This window comes from Massilia alkalitolerans DSM 17462 (genome assembly GCF_000427785.1).
In the GTDB taxonomy this organism is placed as follows: domain Bacteria; phylum Pseudomonadota; class Gammaproteobacteria; order Burkholderiales; family Burkholderiaceae_D; genus Telluria; species Telluria alkalitolerans.
On sequence record NZ_ATYR01000004.1, the window covers coordinates 99,638 to 120,255 of the forward strand.

At 60.1% G+C, this 20,618-nt stretch carries 13 protein-coding genes and 1 tRNA gene; 6 read left to right on the forward strand and 8 right to left on the reverse strand.

Annotated features, from left to right (window positions below; all coding sequences use genetic code 11):
* Positions 1–81 precede the first annotated feature (81 nt).
* From YWC_RS0106080 to YWC_RS0106095, 4 genes are all read right to left on the reverse strand, one after another.
* On the reverse strand, positions 82–1,485 hold the full coding sequence (locus tag YWC_RS0106080) for a TIGR03013 family XrtA/PEP-CTERM system glycosyltransferase (RefSeq protein WP_027864571.1): 1,404 nt from the start codon (positions 1,483–1,485) through the stop codon (positions 82–84).
* A 45-nt stretch (positions 1,486–1,530) separates the two neighbouring features.
* Positions 1,531–2,562, reverse strand: coding sequence for an SDR family oxidoreductase (locus YWC_RS0106085; RefSeq protein ID WP_027864572.1), 1,032 nt, complete (start codon positions 2,560–2,562; stop codon positions 1,531–1,533).
* A 68-nt stretch (positions 2,563–2,630) separates the two neighbouring features.
* Positions 2,631–3,920, reverse strand: coding sequence for a nucleotide sugar dehydrogenase (locus tag YWC_RS0106090; protein WP_036213341.1), 1,290 nt, complete (start codon positions 3,918–3,920; stop codon positions 2,631–2,633).
* Between the two features lie 473 nt (positions 3,921–4,393).
* A tRNA-Arg gene (locus YWC_RS0106095) sits at positions 4,394–4,469 on the reverse strand.
* A gap of 170 nt (positions 4,470–4,639) precedes the next feature.
* On the opposite strand from YWC_RS0106095, the gene YWC_RS0106100 reads away from it, so the two are divergent.
* Positions 4,640–5,515: a c-type cytochrome gene (locus YWC_RS0106100; RefSeq protein ID WP_027864574.1), complete on the forward strand. Its 876-nt coding sequence runs from the start codon at positions 4,640–4,642 to the stop codon at positions 5,513–5,515.
* Between the two features lie 72 nt (positions 5,516–5,587).
* Here the strand turns inward: YWC_RS0106100 and YWC_RS0106105 are convergent, their stop codons facing one another.
* Complete coding sequence (locus YWC_RS0106105) at positions 5,588–6,256, reverse strand: PEP-CTERM sorting domain-containing protein (protein WP_084416331.1); 669 nt, start codon at positions 6,254–6,256, stop codon at positions 5,588–5,590.
* Between the two features lie 511 nt (positions 6,257–6,767).
* Here YWC_RS0106105 and YWC_RS33500 point away from each other — a divergent pair.
* On the forward strand, positions 6,768–8,432 hold the full coding sequence (locus tag YWC_RS33500) for a right-handed parallel beta-helix repeat-containing protein (protein WP_211238947.1): 1,665 nt from the start codon (positions 6,768–6,770) through the stop codon (positions 8,430–8,432).
* A gap of 107 nt (positions 8,433–8,539) precedes the next feature.
* Here YWC_RS33500 and YWC_RS0106115 read toward each other — a convergent pair whose 3' ends face one another.
* Positions 8,540–10,615 (reverse strand): M13 family metallopeptidase, encoded by a 2,076-nt coding sequence (locus YWC_RS0106115; protein WP_027864576.1) that lies wholly within the window; start codon positions 10,613–10,615, stop codon positions 8,540–8,542.
* A 90-nt stretch (positions 10,616–10,705) separates the two neighbouring features.
* Entirely contained in the window at positions 10,706–12,787 is a 2,082-nt protein-coding gene (locus tag YWC_RS0106120; protein WP_027864577.1) for a M13 family metallopeptidase, read from the reverse strand.
* Between the two features lie 595 nt (positions 12,788–13,382).
* Between YWC_RS0106120 and YWC_RS0106125 the strand changes: the two genes are divergently transcribed.
* The 4 genes from YWC_RS0106125 (at position 13,383) to YWC_RS0106140 (ending at position 19,390) form a co-directional block, all read left to right on the forward strand.
* Positions 13,383–14,810: a S41 family peptidase gene (locus YWC_RS0106125; protein ID WP_027864578.1), complete on the forward strand. Its 1,428-nt coding sequence runs from the start codon at positions 13,383–13,385 to the stop codon at positions 14,808–14,810.
* A 113-nt stretch (positions 14,811–14,923) separates the two neighbouring features.
* Positions 14,924–16,045: a beta-ketoacyl-ACP synthase III gene (locus YWC_RS0106130; protein WP_027864579.1), complete on the forward strand. Its 1,122-nt coding sequence runs from the start codon at positions 14,924–14,926 to the stop codon at positions 16,043–16,045.
* Positions 16,046–16,179: 134 nt separating this feature from the next.
* On the forward strand, positions 16,180–17,475 hold the full coding sequence (locus YWC_RS32680) for a hypothetical protein (RefSeq protein ID WP_156923527.1): 1,296 nt from the start codon (positions 16,180–16,182) through the stop codon (positions 17,473–17,475).
* A gap of 289 nt (positions 17,476–17,764) precedes the next feature.
* On the forward strand, positions 17,765–19,390 hold the full coding sequence (locus tag YWC_RS0106140) for a hypothetical protein (RefSeq protein WP_027864581.1): 1,626 nt from the start codon (positions 17,765–17,767) through the stop codon (positions 19,388–19,390).
* A gap of 64 nt (positions 19,391–19,454) precedes the next feature.
* Here the strand turns inward: YWC_RS0106140 and YWC_RS0106145 are convergent, their stop codons facing one another.
* The gene (locus tag YWC_RS0106145; protein ID WP_027864582.1) at positions 19,455–20,573 is read right to left on the reverse strand and encodes an acyltransferase family protein; all 1,119 of its coding nucleotides are present in this window, start codon (positions 20,571–20,573) and stop codon (positions 19,455–19,457) included.
* Positions 20,574–20,618: the final 45 nt, after the last annotated feature.

Below are 20,618 nucleotides of genomic sequence, written 5' to 3' on the forward strand. Positions count from 1 at the left end.
CGTGCGCCACCCAAAAAAACAGCCGTCAAAGGCATGGGGAGTCGGGAAATGGCGGAGGCGCCACGCGGCGCCACCGGGAAATCAACGGCCGCTGCGGAACAGCACGACCTTCAGCGTATCGATCAGCACCAGCACGTCGAGGAACAGGCTGTTGTTCTTGACGTAGTAGAGGTCGTACTGCAGCTTCTGCAGCGCGTCCTCGGCCGAGGAGCCGTAGCCGTAGCGCACCTGGGCCCAGCCGGTGACGCCTGGCTTGATGCTGTGGCGAACATTGTAGTACGGCACCACCTCGATCAGCTGCTCGACGAAGTAGGGACGCTCCGGGCGCGGGCCGACGAAGGACATTTCTCCCTTGAAAACGTTCAGGATCTGGGGCAGTTCGTCGATGCGGGTCTTGCGCATGAAGTTACCGACGCGGGTGACGCGCGGGTCGTTCTGGGCGGCCCACTGCGGCTTGCCGCCTTTTTCGGCATCGACGCGCATGCTGCGGAACTTGTGCACGAAGAAGGTCTTGCCGTCCTTGCCCACCCGTTCCTGCGAATAAAACACCGGGCCGCGGTCTTCCAGCTTGACCGCCAGCGCCGCCAGCAGCATCAGCGGGAAGGCCATGATCAGGATGATGGTGCTGCAGACCAGGTCGAAGCCGCGCTTCATGAAGGTGCGGATAAAGCTCTGGTCGAAGCCGCCGCCGAAGATCAGCCAGCTCGGCTGCAGCGAGTCGACCCGGATCTGGCAGGTTTCGCGCTCGAAGAAGGTGGCGGCGTCGGTCACGCGCAGGCCGCGCAGCTTGCAGTCCAGCAGTTCTTTCATTGGGAAGCCGCCGCGCCGGTTCTGGACCGAGACCACGATTTCCTGGACGTTGTATTTCTTGGCAAGCGCATGCAGCGAATCGCCGTCGCGTACCTTCAGCAGCCCGTCCTCGGGCACGCACACTTCCTCGTGCGGGATCGGGATGTAGCCGGCGATGTGGTAGCGGTGGTAGTTCGACTTGCGCTGGGCCAGGTCGCTGCATTCCTTGGCCAGCGGGCCGGTGCCGAGGAACATGATGCGCGACTTCAGCAGCTGCAGCTCCGAGGTCTTGAAGAACAGCATGCGCGCCAGGAAGATGCCGAGCGCCGACAGTGCGAACACCAGCAGCAGGATGCCGCGGCCGAAGGACAGGTCCGGCGCCACGTAGAACACGATGGTCAGGATCAGGAAGCCCATCAGGAAGGACGGCATCAGCTTCATGAAGAAGGGATGGCGCAGGCCTTCGTCGGCGTCGAGCTGGTACATGCCCATCGCGCTCATGCTGAAGATGATGGCGGTGGCGAAGGCGATCGCCGACGTCAGGAAGTGCTCGACATGCGGTGTGCTGATCGGCGCATCCATGTCCAGGAAACGCAGCGACGCCCCGGCATAGGCCGCGCCCAGCAGGATCAGGGCCTCGATGAACAGCAAGACGAAGACGATCTTCGACACGTAGTGGTTAGAGATCTTAAACACGGTATCCCCCGAATTTCGTATTTTTAACTGCTTGCAGAAGACGATTCATACTTGTTCCAGATGCCCGGCATACCAGTCGAGCGCACGCTCCAAACCTTCGCGGATGCGCCAGGCAGGTGCATAACCCAGCAGCGCCGCAGCCTTCGAGATGTCGGCCTGGGAATGGCGCACGTCGCCTGGACGGAACTCCCCATGCTCGGGACGATGGGCGGCCACATGTGGAAAGCGCGGGGCCAGCAATTCGCGCAGCATCGCGTACAGCTGGTTCAGGCTGGTACGCTCGTTCAGCGCCACGTTGTAGACCTGGTTGGCGGCCTCGTCCCCGGCCAGCGCGGCCAGCAGGTTCGCCTGCACAACATTGTCGACGTAGCAGAAGTCACGGCTGGTCTCGCCGTCACCATTGATCTTGACGGGGCGGTTGCCGATCAGGGCAGCCACCCATTGGGGAATCACGGCCGCGTAGGCGCCATGAGGGTCCTGACGCGGGCCGAACACATTGAAATAGCGCAGTCCGATCGACTGGGTGCCATAGGTGCTGGCGAACACGCCCGCATACAGTTCGTTCACGTACTTGGTGACCGCATACGGAGACAGCGGCTTGCCGATGACGTCCTCGGTCTTCGGCAGGGCGGGATGGTCGCCATAGGTCGAGCTGGAGGCGGCGTAGACGAAGCGGCGCACGCCGGCGTCGCGCGCCGCGATCAGCATGTTCAGGAAACCGGTGACATTGGTGGCATTGCTGCGGGCCGGGTCGGCCACCGAGCGCGGCACCGAGCCGAGCGCAGCCTGGTGCAGGACGAAATCGGCGCCGCGCAGCACGGCCGCGCAGGTGTCCGGGTCACAGATATCGCCTTCGGTGAAGCTGAAATTGTTCCATGCGGCAGGGCCGACGAGCTCGCGCACCCCTTCCAGGTTGCGCCGGTGGCCCGTCGCAAAATTGTCGAGCCCGGTCACACGCTGGCCCAGCCCGAGCAGGGCCTCGACCAGGTGGGAGCCGATAAAGCCGGCCGCGCCCGTCACCACCCATTGGTACTGGTGCTGGAGCAGGTGCTGCCTGACATCTTGAAACTTGTTCACAGATCCAATACTTTCTTAGTGAATACTTACCCCGGTTGCGCCTTGCGACGCTCCGGGGGAACCCGGATTTACAGCCGCCACACCGAGATGCCAGCCCGGCTGATTGCATCTCGATCAAACTTCGATTTCACATCGATGAACAGGCCACCGTCATTCAGTTTCGACATCAGTTCGTCTGCCGGACGCGACAGCAGATCCTGGTGCGGAACCGCCGCCACCACCGCATCGGCCGGCGGCAGGCTGTCCCAGTCTTCCAGCCTGATCCCATACTCGTGCTCGGCTTCGTCCGGCGCCGCGACCGGATCGTAGACGTGCACGTCGACCCCGTAGGACTCGAGTTCGTGGACGATGTCGGCCACCTTCGAGTTGCGCAGGTCCGGGCAATCTTCCTTGAAGGTCAGGCCCAGCACGTTCACCTTCGAACCCTTGACGTGGAAACCGGCCGCGATCAGGGACTTGACGGTTTTCTCCGCCACGAACTTCGCCATCCCGTCGTTGATCCGCCGTCCCGCCAGGATCACCTGCGGGTGGTAGCCGATCATCTCCGCCTTGTGCGTCAGGTAGTATGGATCGACACCGATGCAGTGCCCGCCGACCAGACCTGGACGAAAAGGAAGGAAGTTCCACTTCGTCCCGGCCGCCTGCAGCACCTCGAGCGTATCGATGCCGATCTTGTCAAAAATAATTGCCAGTTCATTCATTAACGCGATGTTCAGGTCGCGCTGCGTGTTCTCGATGACCTTCGCCGCTTCCGCCACCTTGATGCTGGAGGCGCGGTAGACGCCCGCCCTGACTACCGCTTCGTACAGCCTGGCGACCTTGTCGAGCGTCTCTTCGTCATCTCCCGAGACGACCTTGAGGATCGTCGTCAGGGTGTGTTCCTTGTCGCCCGGATTGATGCGTTCCGGCGAAAAACCAACATGGAAATCCTGCTTCCATTTCATCCCCGACCATTCTTCGAGGATCGGGATGCAGACCTCTTCGGTCGCTCCCGGGTACACCGTCGATTCGTACACGACGATCGCACCGCGCTTCATGTGCTTCCCCACCGACTGGCTGGCACCCCGGAGCGGCGTGAAATCCGGGTTGTGGGCGATGTCGACCGGGGTCGGCACCGCCACGATGATGTAATCGGCAGCCGCCAGGGCTGCCGGGTCGGTGGTCACGTCCAGCCATTCGGCTGCCCTTAATTCCTCCGATGACACTTCACCCGTCGGGTCGCGAAACTGCTTGTAGTGCTCGATCTTCGCGGCCGACAAATCGAAACCGATTGTCCTGAACTTCTTACCGAACTCAACTGCTAAAGGAAGGCCGACATACCCGAGGCCCACCACTGCGACGATCTGATCTGCTTTCATTGGGCTTCGCTCCAATTTTTGCAATTTTTTCAACAAATATAGCACGGAAACAAGAAGCTTCTCAACGGTATCTAAACTTTTCTCCCAATTAACAACATCTTGATAAGGTATCCCGTGCCGGCGTGTTGCCACTATTTCTACAGCGCAAGGCGCCTACTCCGTCATGGAGCAAGGCGGGAGTCCTTCAACTGCAAAACTGGCAAGAAATTTTAGCATTTTAAAAATAAATGACTCGTGCTCATCAGTAACGTGCGCACCCCTTTTGCGGGGACGCTACAAGGTACCGAGCATGAATTTGTTGCGTAATTGCAATAGAAAATTTGCCATCACGCAGGGAAGGACTGGACGGATGAATGGAAGAACGGCAAGTTTTCAGGGCGATGCGAGCGCACTGAAAGAAAAGATGAATGCGTGGTGCTCAGGTGCGAGCAATCCATCGGCGACCTGAGCGGTCTGTGGAATTCCTGGGGGAGTGGCGCGGCTGGCGGGGATCGAACCCACGACCCTTGGCTTCGGAGGCCAATACTCTATCCACTGAGCTACAGCCGCGTAGAGTGAAGTGTCCGAAGAATACAGTCTTTCGGCCCTGCCGTCCATGGCGGGCAAGCGAATTTCGTTACATTTTGGCAGCTTTACGTCTATAATCAGCTGCTTGAGGGCATTTCAAAAAAGGCACGAGATGCCGCGGTAGCAGGTTTTTTTATTGAATTAAGGAAATCATGAGCGACGCACACAACGAACATCAATCCCTGATCCGTACGCCCAAGCAGCTCGTCGCCGCCGTAACAGGATTCTTCCTGGTCATTGTCATTGGTATCATCCTACTCGTCGTCTTTGCCACCAGCGACCGCCTGACCGGCGCCGGCACCGACAGCCAGGCGAGTGGCGCAGTCGAAAGCCGTATCCGCCCATTGGCCGATGCAGGCTTCACCCTCGCAGATGCCAACGCCCCCCGCGTGCTCCAGGCCGGCGCTGCCGTGTATGCCGCCGTCTGCGCCGCCTGCCACGACGGCGGCCTCGCAGGCGCCCCCAAGACCGGCGACACCGGCTCCTGGTCCGCACGTCTCGGCCAAGGTTACGACACTTTGGTGAAACACGCGATCGAAGGCATTCGCGCCATGCCCGCCAAGGGCGGCAATCCGGACCTCGACGATGTCGAAGTCGCGCGCGCCGTCGTCTTCATGACCAACAAGAGTGGCGCCAGCTTCAAGGAACCTGCCGTCCCCGCACCGGCCGCCGCAGCTGCACCGGCCGCAGACGCGGCCACCCCGCCGGCCGCCCCGGCCGCTGCTGCTGCGGCGCCTGCGGCAGCACCTGCGGCGGCCGCGCCGGCAGTCACCAGCGCCGACGCCGGCAAGAACGTCTTCAATACGGCCTGCATCGCCTGCCATGGCGCGGGCATCGCCGGCGCTCCCAAGCTGGGCGACAAGGCAGCGTGGACGGCACGCGTGGCACAGGGCAATGCTGTCCTGTACGAACACGCCATCAAGGGTTTCCAGGGGAAAGCCGGCGTCATGCCGCCGAAAGGCGGCGCCGCCGTCAGCGATGCCGACGTCAAGGCTGCCGTCGACTACATGGTCGCTGCCGTCAAATAAAACAAACAAGGGCGGCACGGGCCGCCCTTGTTGCATGAGGCATGTCGCGCCTGCTGGCGGACATGCCTTTTTTTATGCCCCGACGCCGGCCCAGCGGCGCTGCGCGCCTGCATTGCGCCGGCGGGCCGTGGCCAGGCCCAGCAGGCCGATGCCGCCCAACAGGAGGATGCCCGGTTCCGGCACCTCGGCTTGCGTGGTGACGAGGAACTCGAATGCGATGACCTGCACGTTGCGGTTGCCGATCCCGTCGATGCCGATCAATTCGAAATCGTTGGGAAACAGGCCATCCCACGGGTCGTTCTGGGTAGCCTGCGAGGCCAGGTTGTCGGTGGTATCGACGAGGATGCCGCCCGGCTGGAGGAAGCTGATGCGTGCATCGATCAGGCGTACCGGAAACAGCAGGTCGAGGCCGTCGCCGAAGGTACCGATGCCAAGGAGCGCCACATCGTCCGCTGCGGGAAACAGGTCCGTGCTACCGGTGAGCGTGATGATGATCCGGCTGCTGAAATCGTCGATGACCGTTTCGGTTTCGTTGACGGTAACGAAGCCGCCCCCGCGCGGAATTTGTTCCGGCACACCATTGAACCTGAAGCTGCCGGCAACCTCATTGCCGCTCTCCAGACCTGCCATATAGAGCGTGTAGGTCGTATCGGTCGCCACGACCGGCATCGCACTGGCCGGCGCCGCCAGCGCCATCCAGGCCATGCACAGCAAAACAAGGGACTGCCACTGCTTTTTCATATCGCCTCCCGGTTGTCGAATATCGCCAAAGACGCAAGCAAACCGCGTGCCTGAGAAAAAGCACAACAAAATCAATCACTTTTTTTACTAGAGCAGCAGTGCGGACTCTGTTCTGTAAAAAAGCTCGACAGCAAGATTTGACGAGTTAAGCCTTATTGCGCTTCCTAAGCGTCAGCACTGCGGCATCTGACTGTCAAGCAAGTTCTGCTCAGAAAAAGAAACTATTTGTCAAAATAACAGGGCACATCAAACCCAGTTCCGTCAAGTCAACTTTACGCAAATTCACAGAAATACTTGAAATTTATGCACAACTTGCAGCTAATTCGCAACACATTTGCCTGCAATAGAAATTCTTTTCAGAACAAATTTTCATAGGGAAGCGTTGGGTATGGACGATTTTCTCTAACAATTGGTTACACATTTTCCTGATCGCATCATATACTCTGGAACAAATGTGTCGATGGGAAATTTCCTGCAGACACAATTATTAGCTGAACGATCAGAGGAAACTATGCGTCAACTTCGCTTTACCTTCACCCGTACCGCACTGGCGCTCGCCTGCGCCGCCGTCGTGGCGCCAGCCTCCGCTGCTACCCTCTCCGTCGGTGCGGGTAAGACTTATGCCCGTCCTTGCCAGGCTTTCGCCGTTGCCAAGAGCGGTGACGTCGTCGAGATCGACGGCAACGCCACCTATAGTGGCGACGTGTGCGGCATTGGTGTCAGCAATCTGACGATCCGCGGCGTGAACGGCCGTCCAAAAATCGATGCTGCCGGCAAGAACGCCATGGGCAAAGGCACTTGGGTCGTCCAAGGAAGCAACATCGTCATCGACAACGTCGAGATGTACGGCGCCAAAGTGCCAGACCAGAACGGCGCCGCACTGCGCCTGGAAGGCACTAACTTCACCCTGCGTAACTCCTTCCTGCACGACAACGAGAATGGCATCCTGGCCGGTGGTAATACCGCCAGCAATATTATTGTTGAATATACTGAGTTCGCGCGCAACGGTTATGGCACTGGCTATACCCACAACCTGTACATAGGTAACGTCGGCAGCTTGACCTTCCGTTATAACTACTCGCACGATGCACACGTTGGCCATAACCTGAAGTCGCGCGCCCGCTTAAATACAATCGCCTACAACCGTTTCTCGAGCACGCCAGCAGGTCAGGATGGTTCGCGCAAGCCGAGCTACGAGGTCAACCTGCCGAATGCCGGTACCGCCTATGTTATCGGCAATATCATCCAGCAGCCGGCCAGCCACAACAATCCAGCCATGTTGACCTTCGGCGAAGAAGGTGCGAGCAACCCGACCCAGGACCTGTATGTCATCAACAATACCTTCCTGAATGAAGACAGCTCGCGCGGCACCTTCATCATGATCGGCAGTGGAGTAACCAAACCAGCCCTGATCCAGAATAATATCTTCGGCGGCGTCGGCACGATGTCCTCCCAAGCAAGCGCCATCAAGAAGACCAACTACGCTTCCCTCGCACCGGCATTCGTCAACCGCGCAGCCTACGACTTGCGTCCGACACTGGCCGGACTAGTCATTGATGCGGGTTCGGAGCCGGGCAACAGCGCTGCCGGCGTCTCCCTGAAGCCGACCTCACAGTACCGCCACGTGGCTGGCTCCGAAACCCGTCCGACAGGTACCCTGGACATCGGCGCTTACGAAGCCGCGACCGCGGTGACGACGTCGCCTGCTCCTGCTCCTGCCCCTGCCCCTGCGCCGGAGCCGGCACCGACGCCATCGGCCAATGACTGGACCCGTTGCGCAGCTGAATGGGGTACTTGCTCCTTTACCGGCACTCGTCAGGTTCGCTACGGCGTTCCGGGTTATTACAACTTCAAGACAGTCACCGGTTCGACCCCCTGCACCAACGCGGTATTTGGCGATCCAAAGAAGTCCACGGCCAAGTATTGCGACTACGCCAACACCAACACCGTCGCGGCGGTACCTGCACCAACCACCCCGACCACAGCGACCTGGACCTTCTGTGCGAATGAAAACGGTGTGTGCTCCTTCAGCGGTACGCGTGAAGTGCGCTACGGTGTGACCGGCTACTTCTTCACCAAGGTCATCAGCGCCTCGACGCCGTGCACCAATGCGGTGTTCGGCGATCCGAAGAAGTCCACGGGCAAAGCCTGCTACTACTCCAGCATCACGCGCTAAGCCCTCCCTGCTTGCAGGCAGCGCCTGCGAAAAAAATGCCGTTCAGTTCTAAACTGAACGGCATTTTTCATTGGTGGCGCCAGCCGACAGCGCGCATTGGAAGGCGCTTACCAGATGATCACGCGGTCCTTCGGCGCCAGGTACATCTTGTCGCCTTCCTTCACGCCGAAGGCTTCGTAAAAGCCTGGCTGGTTCTTCAGCGTGCCGTTGGCGCGGAACTGCGCCGGCGAGTGCGGATCGGTCTTGACCTGGTTGATCTGGGCCGGCTCGCGCATCTTCGCGCGCCACACCTGGCCCCAGCCCATGTAGAAGCGCTGGTCGCCCGACAGGCCGTTGATGACCGGGGCCTTCTTGCCCTTCAGGGACAGCTTGTAGGCCTTGTGGGCGATCGCCAGGCCCGAGTTGTCGCCGATGTTCTCGCCCAGGGTCAGCTCGCCGTTCACGTGATACCCGGGCAGCGGGCTGTAGGAGGCGTACTGCTGCACCAGCACCTTGGTCTTCTCGGCGAAGCGCTTGCCGTCTTCCTCGGTCCACCAGTTGCGCATGTTGCCGTCGCCGTCATACTGCGAACCCTGGTCGTCGAAGCCGTGGCTGATCTCGTGGCCGATCACCGCGCCGATGGCGCCGTAGTTCACCGCGTCGTCGGCATTCATGTCGAAGAACGGCGGCTGCAGGATCGCGGCCGGGAACACGATCTCGTTCAGTTCCGGGTTGTAGTAGGCGTTGACGGTCTGCGGCGTCATCATCCATTCGTCGCGGTCGATCGGCTTGCCCAGCTTGTTCAGCTCGCGGTTGTACTCCACTTCGCGCGAACGCATCACGTTGCCGACCAGGTCGTCACGCTTGACGGTGAGCGACGCGTAATCCTTCCACTTGTTCGGGTAGCCGATCTTCGGGTTGAACTTGGCCAGCTTGGCCTGGGCTTCCTTCCTGGTGGCGGGGCTCATCCAGTCCAGGGTATCGATCGACTGGCGGTAGGCTTCCAGCAGGTTCTTCACCAGGGCCTCCATGCGCACCTTGCGCTCGGCCGGGAAGTGTTCTTTCACGTACAGCTTGCCCACCGCGTCGCCCAGGGCGCCCTCGACGGTCGACACGCCGCGCTTCCAGCGCGGTTCCAGCTTCGGCGCGCCCGACAGGGTGGTGCCGTGGAAGGCGAAGCGCTGGTCCACGAAGGCTTTGGAGAGGTAGCTGGCATAGCCGTTGACCAGGTGCTGCTGCAGGTAGACCTTCCAGGTCTCGAGCGGCACGCGGTTCACGATCTCGGCCATGCCCTTCAGGTAGCTCGGCTGGCTGACGATGACGTAGTCGGTCTTGCCCCCGATACCGGCGGCGCCCAGCCAGGCGTTCCAGTCGTAGCCCGGCGCGATTTCAGCCAGCTTGGCCAGTTCCACCTTGTTGTAGGTCTTGATCGGATCGCGGTTCTCGACCTTGGTCCATTGCACGCGCGCCAGCTCGGTTTCGAGGTCGACGATGGCCTTGGCGTTCGCGGCCGCGTTCTTGTCGCCCGACAGCGCCAGCATCTTCTCGACGTGCTGCTGGTACTTGGCGCGGGTGTCAGCCAGCTTGGCATCGTCCGCCTTCAGGTAGTAGTCGCGGTCCGGCATGCCCAGGCCGCCCTGGTACAGGTCGGCCACGTATCTGGTCGAATCCTTGGCGTCCTGGTGGATGTAGAAGCTGAAAGGCACGTTGACGCCGAGGCGGCCCAGGCGCGCAAAGGTCGCCGGCAGTTCGGTCTTGTCCTTGATCGCGGCGATTTTCGCCAGCTCGCTGTTCAAGGGGGCGATGCCCAGCTGCTCCAGGCGCGCTTCGTCCATGTAGCTGGCGAAGAAGTCGCCGATCAGCTGCACTTCCGAGCCCGCTTGGGCGTTCTTGACGGCTGCCGACTTCTCGATGATCGCGCGCAGCTGCGGCTGGGTGTCGTCGTGCAGCTTGTAGAAGGCGCCCCAGCTCGACTTGTCGGCCGGGATCTCGACGGTTTTCAGCCACTTGCCGTTCAGGTGCTGGAAGAAGTCGTCCTGCGCGCGCACGGCCGGCTCGACGTATTCGAGCGCGATGCCGGCCGACAGGGTCTTGGCCTTGGCGCCCTTGGCGGCGCTGTTGCCGGCCGCGCCGCTGCCGGATTCCGCCTGCGCCATCGAGGCCATCAGGATGAGCGCCGCGGCGCTCAGGATGTGTCGTTTCATTCTTTCTCTCCGTGTCTCTGTTGTTGTCGTTGTCGTGGATGGACAAACGGGCCGGCTTGCGCCGACCCGTCCTGTGTTACTCCCTGCCGCTTACCAGATGATGACGCGGTCCTGCGGCGCCAGGTACATCTTGTCGCCCGGCTTGACGTTGAAGGCCTCGTAGAACTCAGGCATGTTCATCACGGTGCCGTTGGCGCGGAACTGGCCCGGCGAGTGCGGGTCGGTCTTGACCTGGTTGATCTGCTGCGCTTCGCGCATCTTCGAACGCCACACCTGGCCGAAGCCCATGAAGAAGCGCTGGTCGCCGGTCAGGCCGTCGATGACCGGGGCCGGCTTGCCGTGCAGCGACAGCTTGTAGGCCTTGTAGGCGATCGACAGGCCGGCGTTGTCGCCGATGTTCTCGCCCAGGGTCAGTTCGCCGTTGACGTTATAGCCCGGCAGCGGCGAGAAGCCGTTGAACTGCTTGACCAGCTTGTCGGTGCGGGCCTTGAAAGCGGCTTTGTCCGATTCGGTCCACCAGTTGCGCAGGTTGCCGTCGCCGTCCGACTGGCTGCCCTTGTCGTCGAAGCCGTGGCCGATCTCGTGGCCGATCACGGCGCCGATCGCGCCGTAGTTGACCGCGTCGTCGGCGCGCATGTCGAAGAACGGCGGCTGCAGGATCGCGGCCGGGAACACGATCTCGTTGGTCGTGCTGCGGTAGTAGGCGTTCACGGTCTGCGGCGTCATGCCCCATTCGGTGCGATCGACCGGCTTGCCCAGCTTGTTCAGCTGGTAGTTGTAGCGGAAGGTCGCGGTGCGCATCGCGTTACCGACCAGGTCGTCACGCTTGATGCTCAGCTTCGAGTAGTCGCGCCACTTGTCCGGATAGCCGATCTTCGGGGTGAACTTGGCCAGCTTGGCGCGGGCTTCCTTCTTGGTCTCCGGGCTCATCCACTCCAGCTTGTCGATCGACTGGCCGTAGGCGACGATCAGGTTCTTCACCAGTTCTTCCATGCGCGCCTTGCGCTCGGCCGGGAAGTGCTCCTTCACGTACAGCTTGCCGACCGCTTCGCCCAGCGCGCTTTCCACCGCGCCCACGCCGCGCTTCCACAGCGGCGCCTGTTCCGACACGCCCGACAGGGCGGTGCCGTAGAACGAGAAGCTCTGCTCCACGAAGGCTTTCGACAGCAGCGGCGAGAATTCACGCAGCAGTTGCCATTCGAAGTAGGACTTCAGGGTCGACAGCTCGGTCTTGGCCAGCACCTCGTTCAAACCCTGGAAATAGCTCGGCTGGTTGACGATGATGGTGTCGAGCTTGTTGCCCACGCCGGCCGCGCCCAGCGCGGCTTTCCAGTCGTAGCCCGGCGCCAGCTTGCCCAGCTCGGCCACACTCATCTTGTTGTAGCGCTTGACCGGGTCGCGGTTCTCGACGCGGGTCCACTGCACCTTGGCCAGCTCGGTCTCGAAATCGACGATCGCCTTGGCCTGGGCCGCGGCGTCCTTTTCACCGGCCAGCGCCAGGGTCTTCTCGACGTGCGCCAGGTACTTGGTGCGCACTTCCGCCAGCTTGGCGTCGTCCTGCTTCAGGTAGTAGTCGCGGTCCGGCATGCCCAGGCCGCTCTGCGAGATGTACACGACGTGTTCGGTCGAGTTGCGCATGTCCTGGCTGACGTAGATGCCGTACGGGGTCGACACGCCGATCTTCGACAGGTGGGCGACCAGGTTCGGCAGGCCCTTCTTGTCCTTGAGGGTGCGGATCTTCTGCAGCTCGCTGCTCAGGGGCTTGACGCCCAGGGCTTCGCGGCGCGCTTCATCCATGTAGCTGGCGTACAGGTCGCCGATCTTCTGGGTTTCGGAGCCGGCCTTGGCCGACTTGTCGGCCTGCGCGGCCTCGATGATGGCGCGGATCTGCGGATTGGTGTCGTCACGCAGCTTCATGAAGGTGCCCCAGCTTGCCTTGTCGCTCGGGATCTCGGTTTCCTTCAGCCACTTGCCGTTCAGGTAGGTGAAAAAGTCGTCCTGCGGGCGCACGCTGGTGTCGATGTATTGGGTGTCGACGCCCGAGATCGGCGCGGCGACGGCCTTGGCGTTTGCTGCGGTGGCGGCGGCTGGGGCGCCGGCCGGCTTGTCCGCCGCGTTGGCAAAGGCTGCCGCCAGGGACAGCGTCAGGGTGCTCAGAAGGATACGCTTCACGGAATGGTCCTCGATTGCTGGAATTGCTGGGTTGGGAAAAAGCGGCCGGCTTGTGGCCGGTCTATCGTTGTATGCCGTCAGTGTTCGACTGTCGGCCGTCTCAGCCGCCGTCCTCGACGGTACAGGCCTCAGGCATTCTAGCGGCTGCGCAAGGGGCAATAGGGGCCTGCAAGGCTTTTTTACTTTTCGATACATGCAGACGGGGGCATATCGTATATGCATGTGTTGGTACGTCACAACAACATGCGCTGCCTGCGGGGAGGCTTACTCTCGGGAATGTACAATTCCGGCAGCGAGGCGGGCAAGCGGACATAAAAAAGCCCGCGGAGGGGGCCGCGGGCAAAGACCACTTCAAAAAGTGGAGAGAGAGAAAAACTGAGATTGACTATAGGTCCCCTCCCTCGCGTCCGCTTCGACTCTTACAATTGCTTACCAAGCTGGACATTCCGTAACAGGTCTTAATATTGCCCTAAGTTTTTAGCTTGCTTGCTCAGGGTTTGGCCTGCTTCGCAGCGCCCCCTGGGCGTTCAGGTTTATACTGGACTTGCGCTAACTCATGTGCAATCCCGGCCGCAGCGCTCACATTGGGTGAACCATGGGCTCCACTTTCAAGAATTCCTGTCTCGTCGGCTTGGGCGCCATTGCCGGGGTCGCGGTGACCATGCAGTTTTCCGCGCTGGCCCAGAAGCCGGTCGACGCCGGCATGCCCCTGGCCGAGCTGCGCCAGCTGGCCGACGTCTACGGCGTCATCAAATCCACCTATGTCGAACCGGTCGAGGACAAGGCCCTGCTGTCGCAAGCGATTTCCGGCATGGTGGCCTCGCTCGACCCGCACTCGGCCTACCTCGACCCGCGCGCCTACCGCGAGCTGCGCGAAGGCACCGAGGGCCGCTTCGTCGGCCTGGGGATCGAGATTTCCGAAAGCGAGGACGGTTTCGTGGAAATCGTCGCCCCGATCGAGGACTCCCCCGCCTGGCACGCCGGCATCAAGGAGGGCGACCTGATCACCCAGATCGACGGCCACCCGGTGCAGGGCCTGCCGATCGACGAGGCGATCAAGCGCATGCGCGGCGAGCCCGGCACCCGGGTCACGCTGACCATCGCGCGCAAGGATAGCCCGGCGCCGCTGCGCTTCACCATCGCGCGCGGCGAAATCGTCCAGAAGAGCGTCAAGGCCAAGATGGTCGAGCCAGGCTACGCCTGGCTGCGCATCGCCCAGTTCCAGGAGCCCACCGTGGACGATATGGCGGCCAAGCTGCAGGCCCTGTACCGCGACAACCCCGACATGAAAGGGCTGGTGCTCGACCTGCGCAACGACCCGGGCGGCCTGCTGCAGGGCGCGATCGGCGTCGCCGCGGCCTTCCTGCCCAAGGATGCCGAAATCGTTTCGACCAACGGCCAGCTGGCGGACTCGCGCCAGCGCTTCTACGGCCGTCCGGAGTTCTACATGCTGCGCAGCGGCGCCGATCCGCTGTCCAGCCTGCCGCCGGCCTTCAAGAAGCTGCCGATGGTGGTGCTGGTCAATACCGGCTCGGCCTCGGCCTCCGAGATCGTGGCCGGCGCCCTGCAGGACTACAAGCGCGCCACCATCCTCGGCAGCCAGACCTTCGGCAAGGGCTCGGTGCAGACCATCCGCCCGATCGGCCGCGACGCCGCCGTCAAGCTGACCACGGCGCGCTATTACACCCCGGCCGGACGCTCGATCCAGGCGCGCGGCATCGTGCCCGACGTGCCGGTCGACGAAACGCTCGAGGGCGACGGCCTGAACGCGCTGCGCATGCGCGAGGCCGACCTCGAACGGCACCTGTCCAACGACCGCGACAAGGAAGCCGCCACCCGCCAGGAAGACATCGAGGAACAGATGCGCCTGTGGGCCGAGGCGCGCGAGCGCAAGCCGGTCGACTACGGCAGCGCCGACGACTTCCAGCTGGCCCAGGCCCTGCGCCATCTCAAGGGCGAGAAGGTGCAGCTGTCCAAGCGCGCCGGTGCGGCCGATACGACACTGGCGCAGCACGCGCGCTGAGCTAGGTTTACCTCTCTAAACTGTCGTTTTCGACAATTCCCAGGTCCGGTCCGAGGGTGTAGAATCGGCGCATCTCGCGGGCAACTCCCGTTATTTCCTTGAAAGTCCCCCACATGAAACCTGTCGTGATCAGCGGCACCGGCCTGTTTACGCCGCCGTACTCCATCTCCAACGACGAGCTGGTGACGGCGTACAACGCCTACGTCGAGCTGTATAACCAGGAACACGCCGCCGCCATCGCCGCCGGCGAAACCACCGCGCTCGAGCCCTCCAGCAGCGCCTTCATCGAAAAAGCCTCGGGCATCAAGTCGCGCTACGTGATGGAGAAGGAAGGCATCCTCGACCCGGCCCACATGACCGCCCGCATCCCCGAACGCGCCGACGAACAGGTGTCGCTGCAGGCCGAGATGTGCGTGGCCGCCGCGCGCGAGGCGCTGGAGCGCGCCGGCAAGCAGGCATCCGACATCGACATGGTGCTGGTGGCCTGCTCGAACATGCAGCGTCCCTACCCGGCCATGGCGGTCGAGGTGCAGGACGCGCTCGGCATCGAGGGCTTCGGCTTCGACATGAACGTGGCCTGCTCCTCGGCCACCTTCGGCATCCAGACCGCGGTGGACGCCGTGCGCAGTGGCCGTGCGCGCGCCGTCCTGATGCTGAACCCGGAAATCACCAGCGGCCACCTGAACTTCCGCGACCGCGACAGCCACTTCATCTTCGGCGACGCCTGCACCGCGGTGATCGTCGAAGCCGCCGAGACGGCGACCAGCGCCCACCAGTGGGAAATCCTGGACAGCAAGCTCAAGACCAAGTTCTCGAACAACATCCGCAACAACTTCGGCTTCATGAACCGCTTCGACGAAGCCGGCATCGGCGCGCCGGACAAGCTGTTCCGCCAGCAGGGCCGCAAGGTGTTCAAGGAAGTGTGCCCGATGGCGGCCGAGATGATCGCCGACACCGTCACGAATGCGGGCCTGAAGATCGAGGACGTGTCGCGCTATTGGCTGCACCAGGCCAACCTGAACATGAACCTCTTGATCACTCGCACCCTGCTGGGCCGCGATGCCGAGCCGAACGAAGCGCCGGTGATCCTCGACACCTATGCGAATACCTCGTCGGCAGGGTCGATCATTGCCTTCCACAAGTACCAGGATGACCTGCCGAGCGGCGCGAACGGGGTGATCTGCTCGTTCGGGGCGGGTTACTCGATCGGGTGCGTGGTGGTGCGCAAGAAATAAGTCCATGCGAGGGCGGTCCTGACCCAAGCATTTTCTGCCATTGCGTACCGCGAAGCTACTCCTACTTCCTATCTCTCAAATATCCCGGCAAGCGCTCTACAAGCGCTTGCTGAGGTTTGTTGCAGTGCGGCAGCATGGCACACCCTGGTGTCCGCTGTGTCGCGCAGGATTTTAAACAAAAAGTTTGCGCTGGCAATCTTCAAAGAGTATTATTTCCTACGCAACAAAGAGTAACTCTGCCTTATCAGCAAACTTGGACGTTTTCACGAAAACGTTTGCCCCTCGACTATCAATTTCCCGGGTTGTTCATGCTTCAAAAAGCCGTCCATTCACGCTTCGCGAGCATGCTGATCCTGTTCGTACTCTATTGGATCGTTGCAGCTGCCAGTGTTTCCGGATCTCTGGGCAAATGGGCATTGCGTGATGGAGAGCAGAATTTTGGAATTGAACAAATTCTGAATGAACAGGCAAGCCGGCCATTTGTGTACCGCCGTCTGCTACCCGAAGCTGCGGATTTCGCCGAACGGATCACACCACAGTCGATAAAACTTTACGTAAGTGACAAGCTGTCGCCTCATCGCACATTTGCGCGCGCCAGTGCCGCTGGCAATCCGAAGTATGCATTCCGTTATGTGGTGATGGCTTATCTCTGCCTGGGTGCCAGTTTGCTGACCTTGTTCGTTCTCTCTGCCTTGCTGAGAGACCTCGGCTTTACCCGTCAGACGACAGTGATGGCACCGATTGCACTTGTGCTGGCATTCCCCTTCCTGCAAACTGTAGGCGGCTATTTTTACGATTCCGTGGAACTGTTCTTTTTGAGTGCCGCTGCCTTGCTCGCGGTGCGTGGGTACTGGATCGTGCTCGTTGCTTTGGCAGTCCCCGCAACCTTGAACAAGGAAGCATTTTTCTTTTTCGTACCGTCCTTGTATCCGCTACTGCGCATCCGCCGTGACCGTAAAACGGCCCTGGCGGCGATTGTCGCTACGGTGGCCGTCTCCGGTATCGTGAATGCATGGATAAAATGGCTTTATGCAGGAGCAAGGGGAGATGTGGCACACCTGCAACTGCTGAATAACATAGAAAAATACTTTTACCTGCCTACTTATACCCAGTTCGAGGTAACTTATGGCATGGTTGGGCCAAGTGGCGCTTTTCTCGGCACCTTGCTGGTCATGGCAATCGTTGTTGTTCGTGGCTGGTCCACCTGTCCCCTGGTCGCGCGCCAACACTTGATTATTGGCGCCGCCCTCAACCTTCCCCTGTTCCTGGTATTTTGTGCGCCAGGTGAGTTACGCAATCTCAGCATGCTCTTCGTCGGCTTCGTTGTACTGCTTGCATGCGTGTCGGATTCCGTCAGTTCGCGGACTCCGCTGGCCTCGGCTGATACAAAACGGACCAGCAATATGGATGACGCCAAGCTTAGCGCTTGACCAGCCTGAATGCGTGAATGTGAACGTAAGCCGTCAATTGCTTTGAATGCGATCGATAGCGTCACCGGGTCGCAGCCCTCCGGGCACACCGTGCAACTGTCGCTTTTGACTTACTAATCAATTTCCTCATTTCAAAATACTGAACAAAATGGTAACCTACTATTGGTTATCACATGAATTTCCAATAGTTTGCCGTCATCCTTGCTGCTTGTTGACATGTTCAGGTAGCACTAGTTGAAATGCATGCCTCAGCTAGCAAGATCGGCGCCCCCCATCAGAACAATAAGCCATGAAACGAATTTCTCCAGCTACGGCGCCACAGTTCGGCATCGGCCTGCTCGCCTTCTTCTTGTTATTCAGTGTGTTACTCGCATCCGTGCTGCCGATCTATACCAATGATGGACCAGCTCACCTCGGTATTGCCAACTTCCTGGCACATGCTGTCGAGGGATCGCTGGCCACCGATATGTATCGGTCTAACGACACGCTAAATCCGAATGTCGCCGCCTATCTCGTGCTGATACCATTGTTGAAATTTGTCTCAACGGACCATGCCGAGTCAGTGGTGCAACTGATTGCTTTGCTCGGCCCGCCGCTTGCCGCATATTTTGCGATCGCGCAGATCCGCTCCGACCGGGCATGGCTAGCGATCCTGATCCTGCCGCTATCCTTTAATCAGTGCTTTTTCCTTGGCCTGTACAATTTTTGTTTCTCCATCGTCGCGTTCTTTCTAACGCTCGGTGCCTATTTCTGGATGCTGCGATCAGACGCGATCAAGCGAGCACTGTTTCCGATCGCCATGCTATACCTGGCCTTTTTTGCTCACGCGGCGGGTTTCATTGCTGCCCTCGTCAGCATTGCAAGCCTGGCCCTCGTGCGTGTCGGGTTGGAGCTGCGTATCCACCGAACCTGGGGGAAGTCAATTCTGTCTCTCAAGCGTGAGTTCCTGATCGCCGCCAGCCTCACGCCCCTCGCCTTGCTAATGCTAACCAGCAACAGCAAGGGCCCCATGATTTATGGAACTTGGCTACAAGGACGGCTGCTCGACCTGGCGACACTGCGAATCCTGGAAGTGAACGCGCTCAGCGATGCAAAGATCGGACTGGTGTTGAATCTTGTACTCGTCGGCGGTGTGGTATGGGGGATTGTGAGACTGTGGTTCGCACGCGCGGCCTTGAGCGAGGATATGGCCGGGCTGGCGGGCGCCGTCGCACTCGTTGCAGCGCTCACTCTGCAGGCGTTGCTATTCCCTGACGTCATGGGAGGAGGGTGGACCCATTTTCTGCGGATGTGTCTGTTTCCTGCACTAACCGCGCCCTTCTGCTTTGCCTACTTGCCGCTTGGAAGCAGAACCAAAGCCGTTATTGCGATCGTAGCGGTAGGCGCCAGCGTCGGCCTATTGGCCAGCACGATGCACACACAAGGGAAGGTGAAGGAAGAGCTGGTTCATCTGGACGCGATCGATCGGATCGTCGGCCAGCATTGCGCGGTCTTGCCAGTAGTTCTTGAGAAGCGGCCGCAAAACCAGCAAATGCGCTATAGCCCTTTTTTTCACGTGGCAACACGTCTCGAACACCGGTATGACCGGGTAGCGCTATTTAACTATATCGTCCGGCTCGACGTATATCCGATCCAATACCGCGAAAAACATAATGTCCAAGAACTTCTGTTCGACTGGCAACCAGCTCAGCAGCGCACGGCCATCGAGCACTTGAGCGTGGACCGCTTTGAAGCGCAATCCGGCATCCCTGTCGATTACTTGCTGCGCTGGGGCCACGCCGACCAGGCCAAAATGCCACTCAAGGCGGATATCGCTAACATTGCCGCCCCGAGTACGCTGGTCTATGAATCAGCGGACCGGCGTATCCAGCTGTACCGACGTCCCATCCATCCGCGATCACGCTGCACGACTTGAGAGTGGATTCAATTCTCCTTTAAATGGAGGTAAGGGTAAGTGTTGGCCAAGCACCGTGCTTTCGCTATTCCCGTGCGTCCTGCCTCTTCATGAATTTCATCGAGAGTAGAGGAATCAAGGCGCGCAAGTAATTGCGCAGTAGTGGTTCCCCATATGCAGAGACGGCATAGGCTGCGATGATGGTTGCCGCCACCGCAAGCGCTACCCGAACAAGATAAGGCGCCATGTCGGCAGTCACGTGGTACAAGATGAAACCGCCCAGTGCTTCGTGCATGAGATATAGCGGATAGGTAACCAGTCCCAAGGCGCGCAGGACACGTTTGGCTGGAGGAGCAAGACGCAGCGTCTTCCGGTGGCGCATCGACAGGTAGACCCCGTATGTGCACATGGCGAAGGTCATAATGCACGAGACTAACAAGAAAGTGGAACTCATCACACTGTCCGTTGCCGCAGCATGGATCGCTCCAGTGGAAATTTCGATCGTTGCCAGGATGAATGCAGCGAGAAATAGCAGCAAATCGGTCCGTTTTACTGGATAGCCTTCGGTAAGGTACCAGATATAGATTCCGATCGCGAAGAAACAACCATGTCGGATCAGCAGCATATTCGTTAGCCCGAAACCCACTTCAAGCCAGGGCAAATTCAACAGGCCAATTTTCTGGCAGAAGGCGGCGATCAAGTAGGGACTGCTGAGCACAATCAGCGCACGTGCAATAGCGACCAGCTTTAGCTGCCCACCGGTACACAGTGCGAGAAAGATAAGAAAGTAGAATGCGAGCTCGATCGGCAGTGTCCAGTACGCGCTGCTAATGTAGTAATTGCCCACCAGGGTCATCGAGCGCGCGAGGGCTCCCAGCTGTGGCACAACGCCGATGCCCTGCTCCTTGTAGGCGTCCCAGGGAATCGAGGACATCAGCGCAAAACTTGCGATGCCCGCGATCCATGCAGCAGGATAAAGTCGAAGGAATCGCCCGATCAGGAATCGTCGCGGACTGGAGCCATGCGCTGAATTGGCAATGACGACACCGGAAATGACAAAGAAGATCTCCACACCAACCCAGCCAAAAGGCATGATCATGGCGCCCTCCACCGTACGATAGGTAAGGTGAAATACCGCTACGATCATGGCAGCGAAAAAACGTAGCGCATCAATACCGTAGGCGTAGTCGTCACTTTTGTTCAATTCTTTTCCTGTCGATCGCTATATCTAGAGAAGTGCGCAATTTGC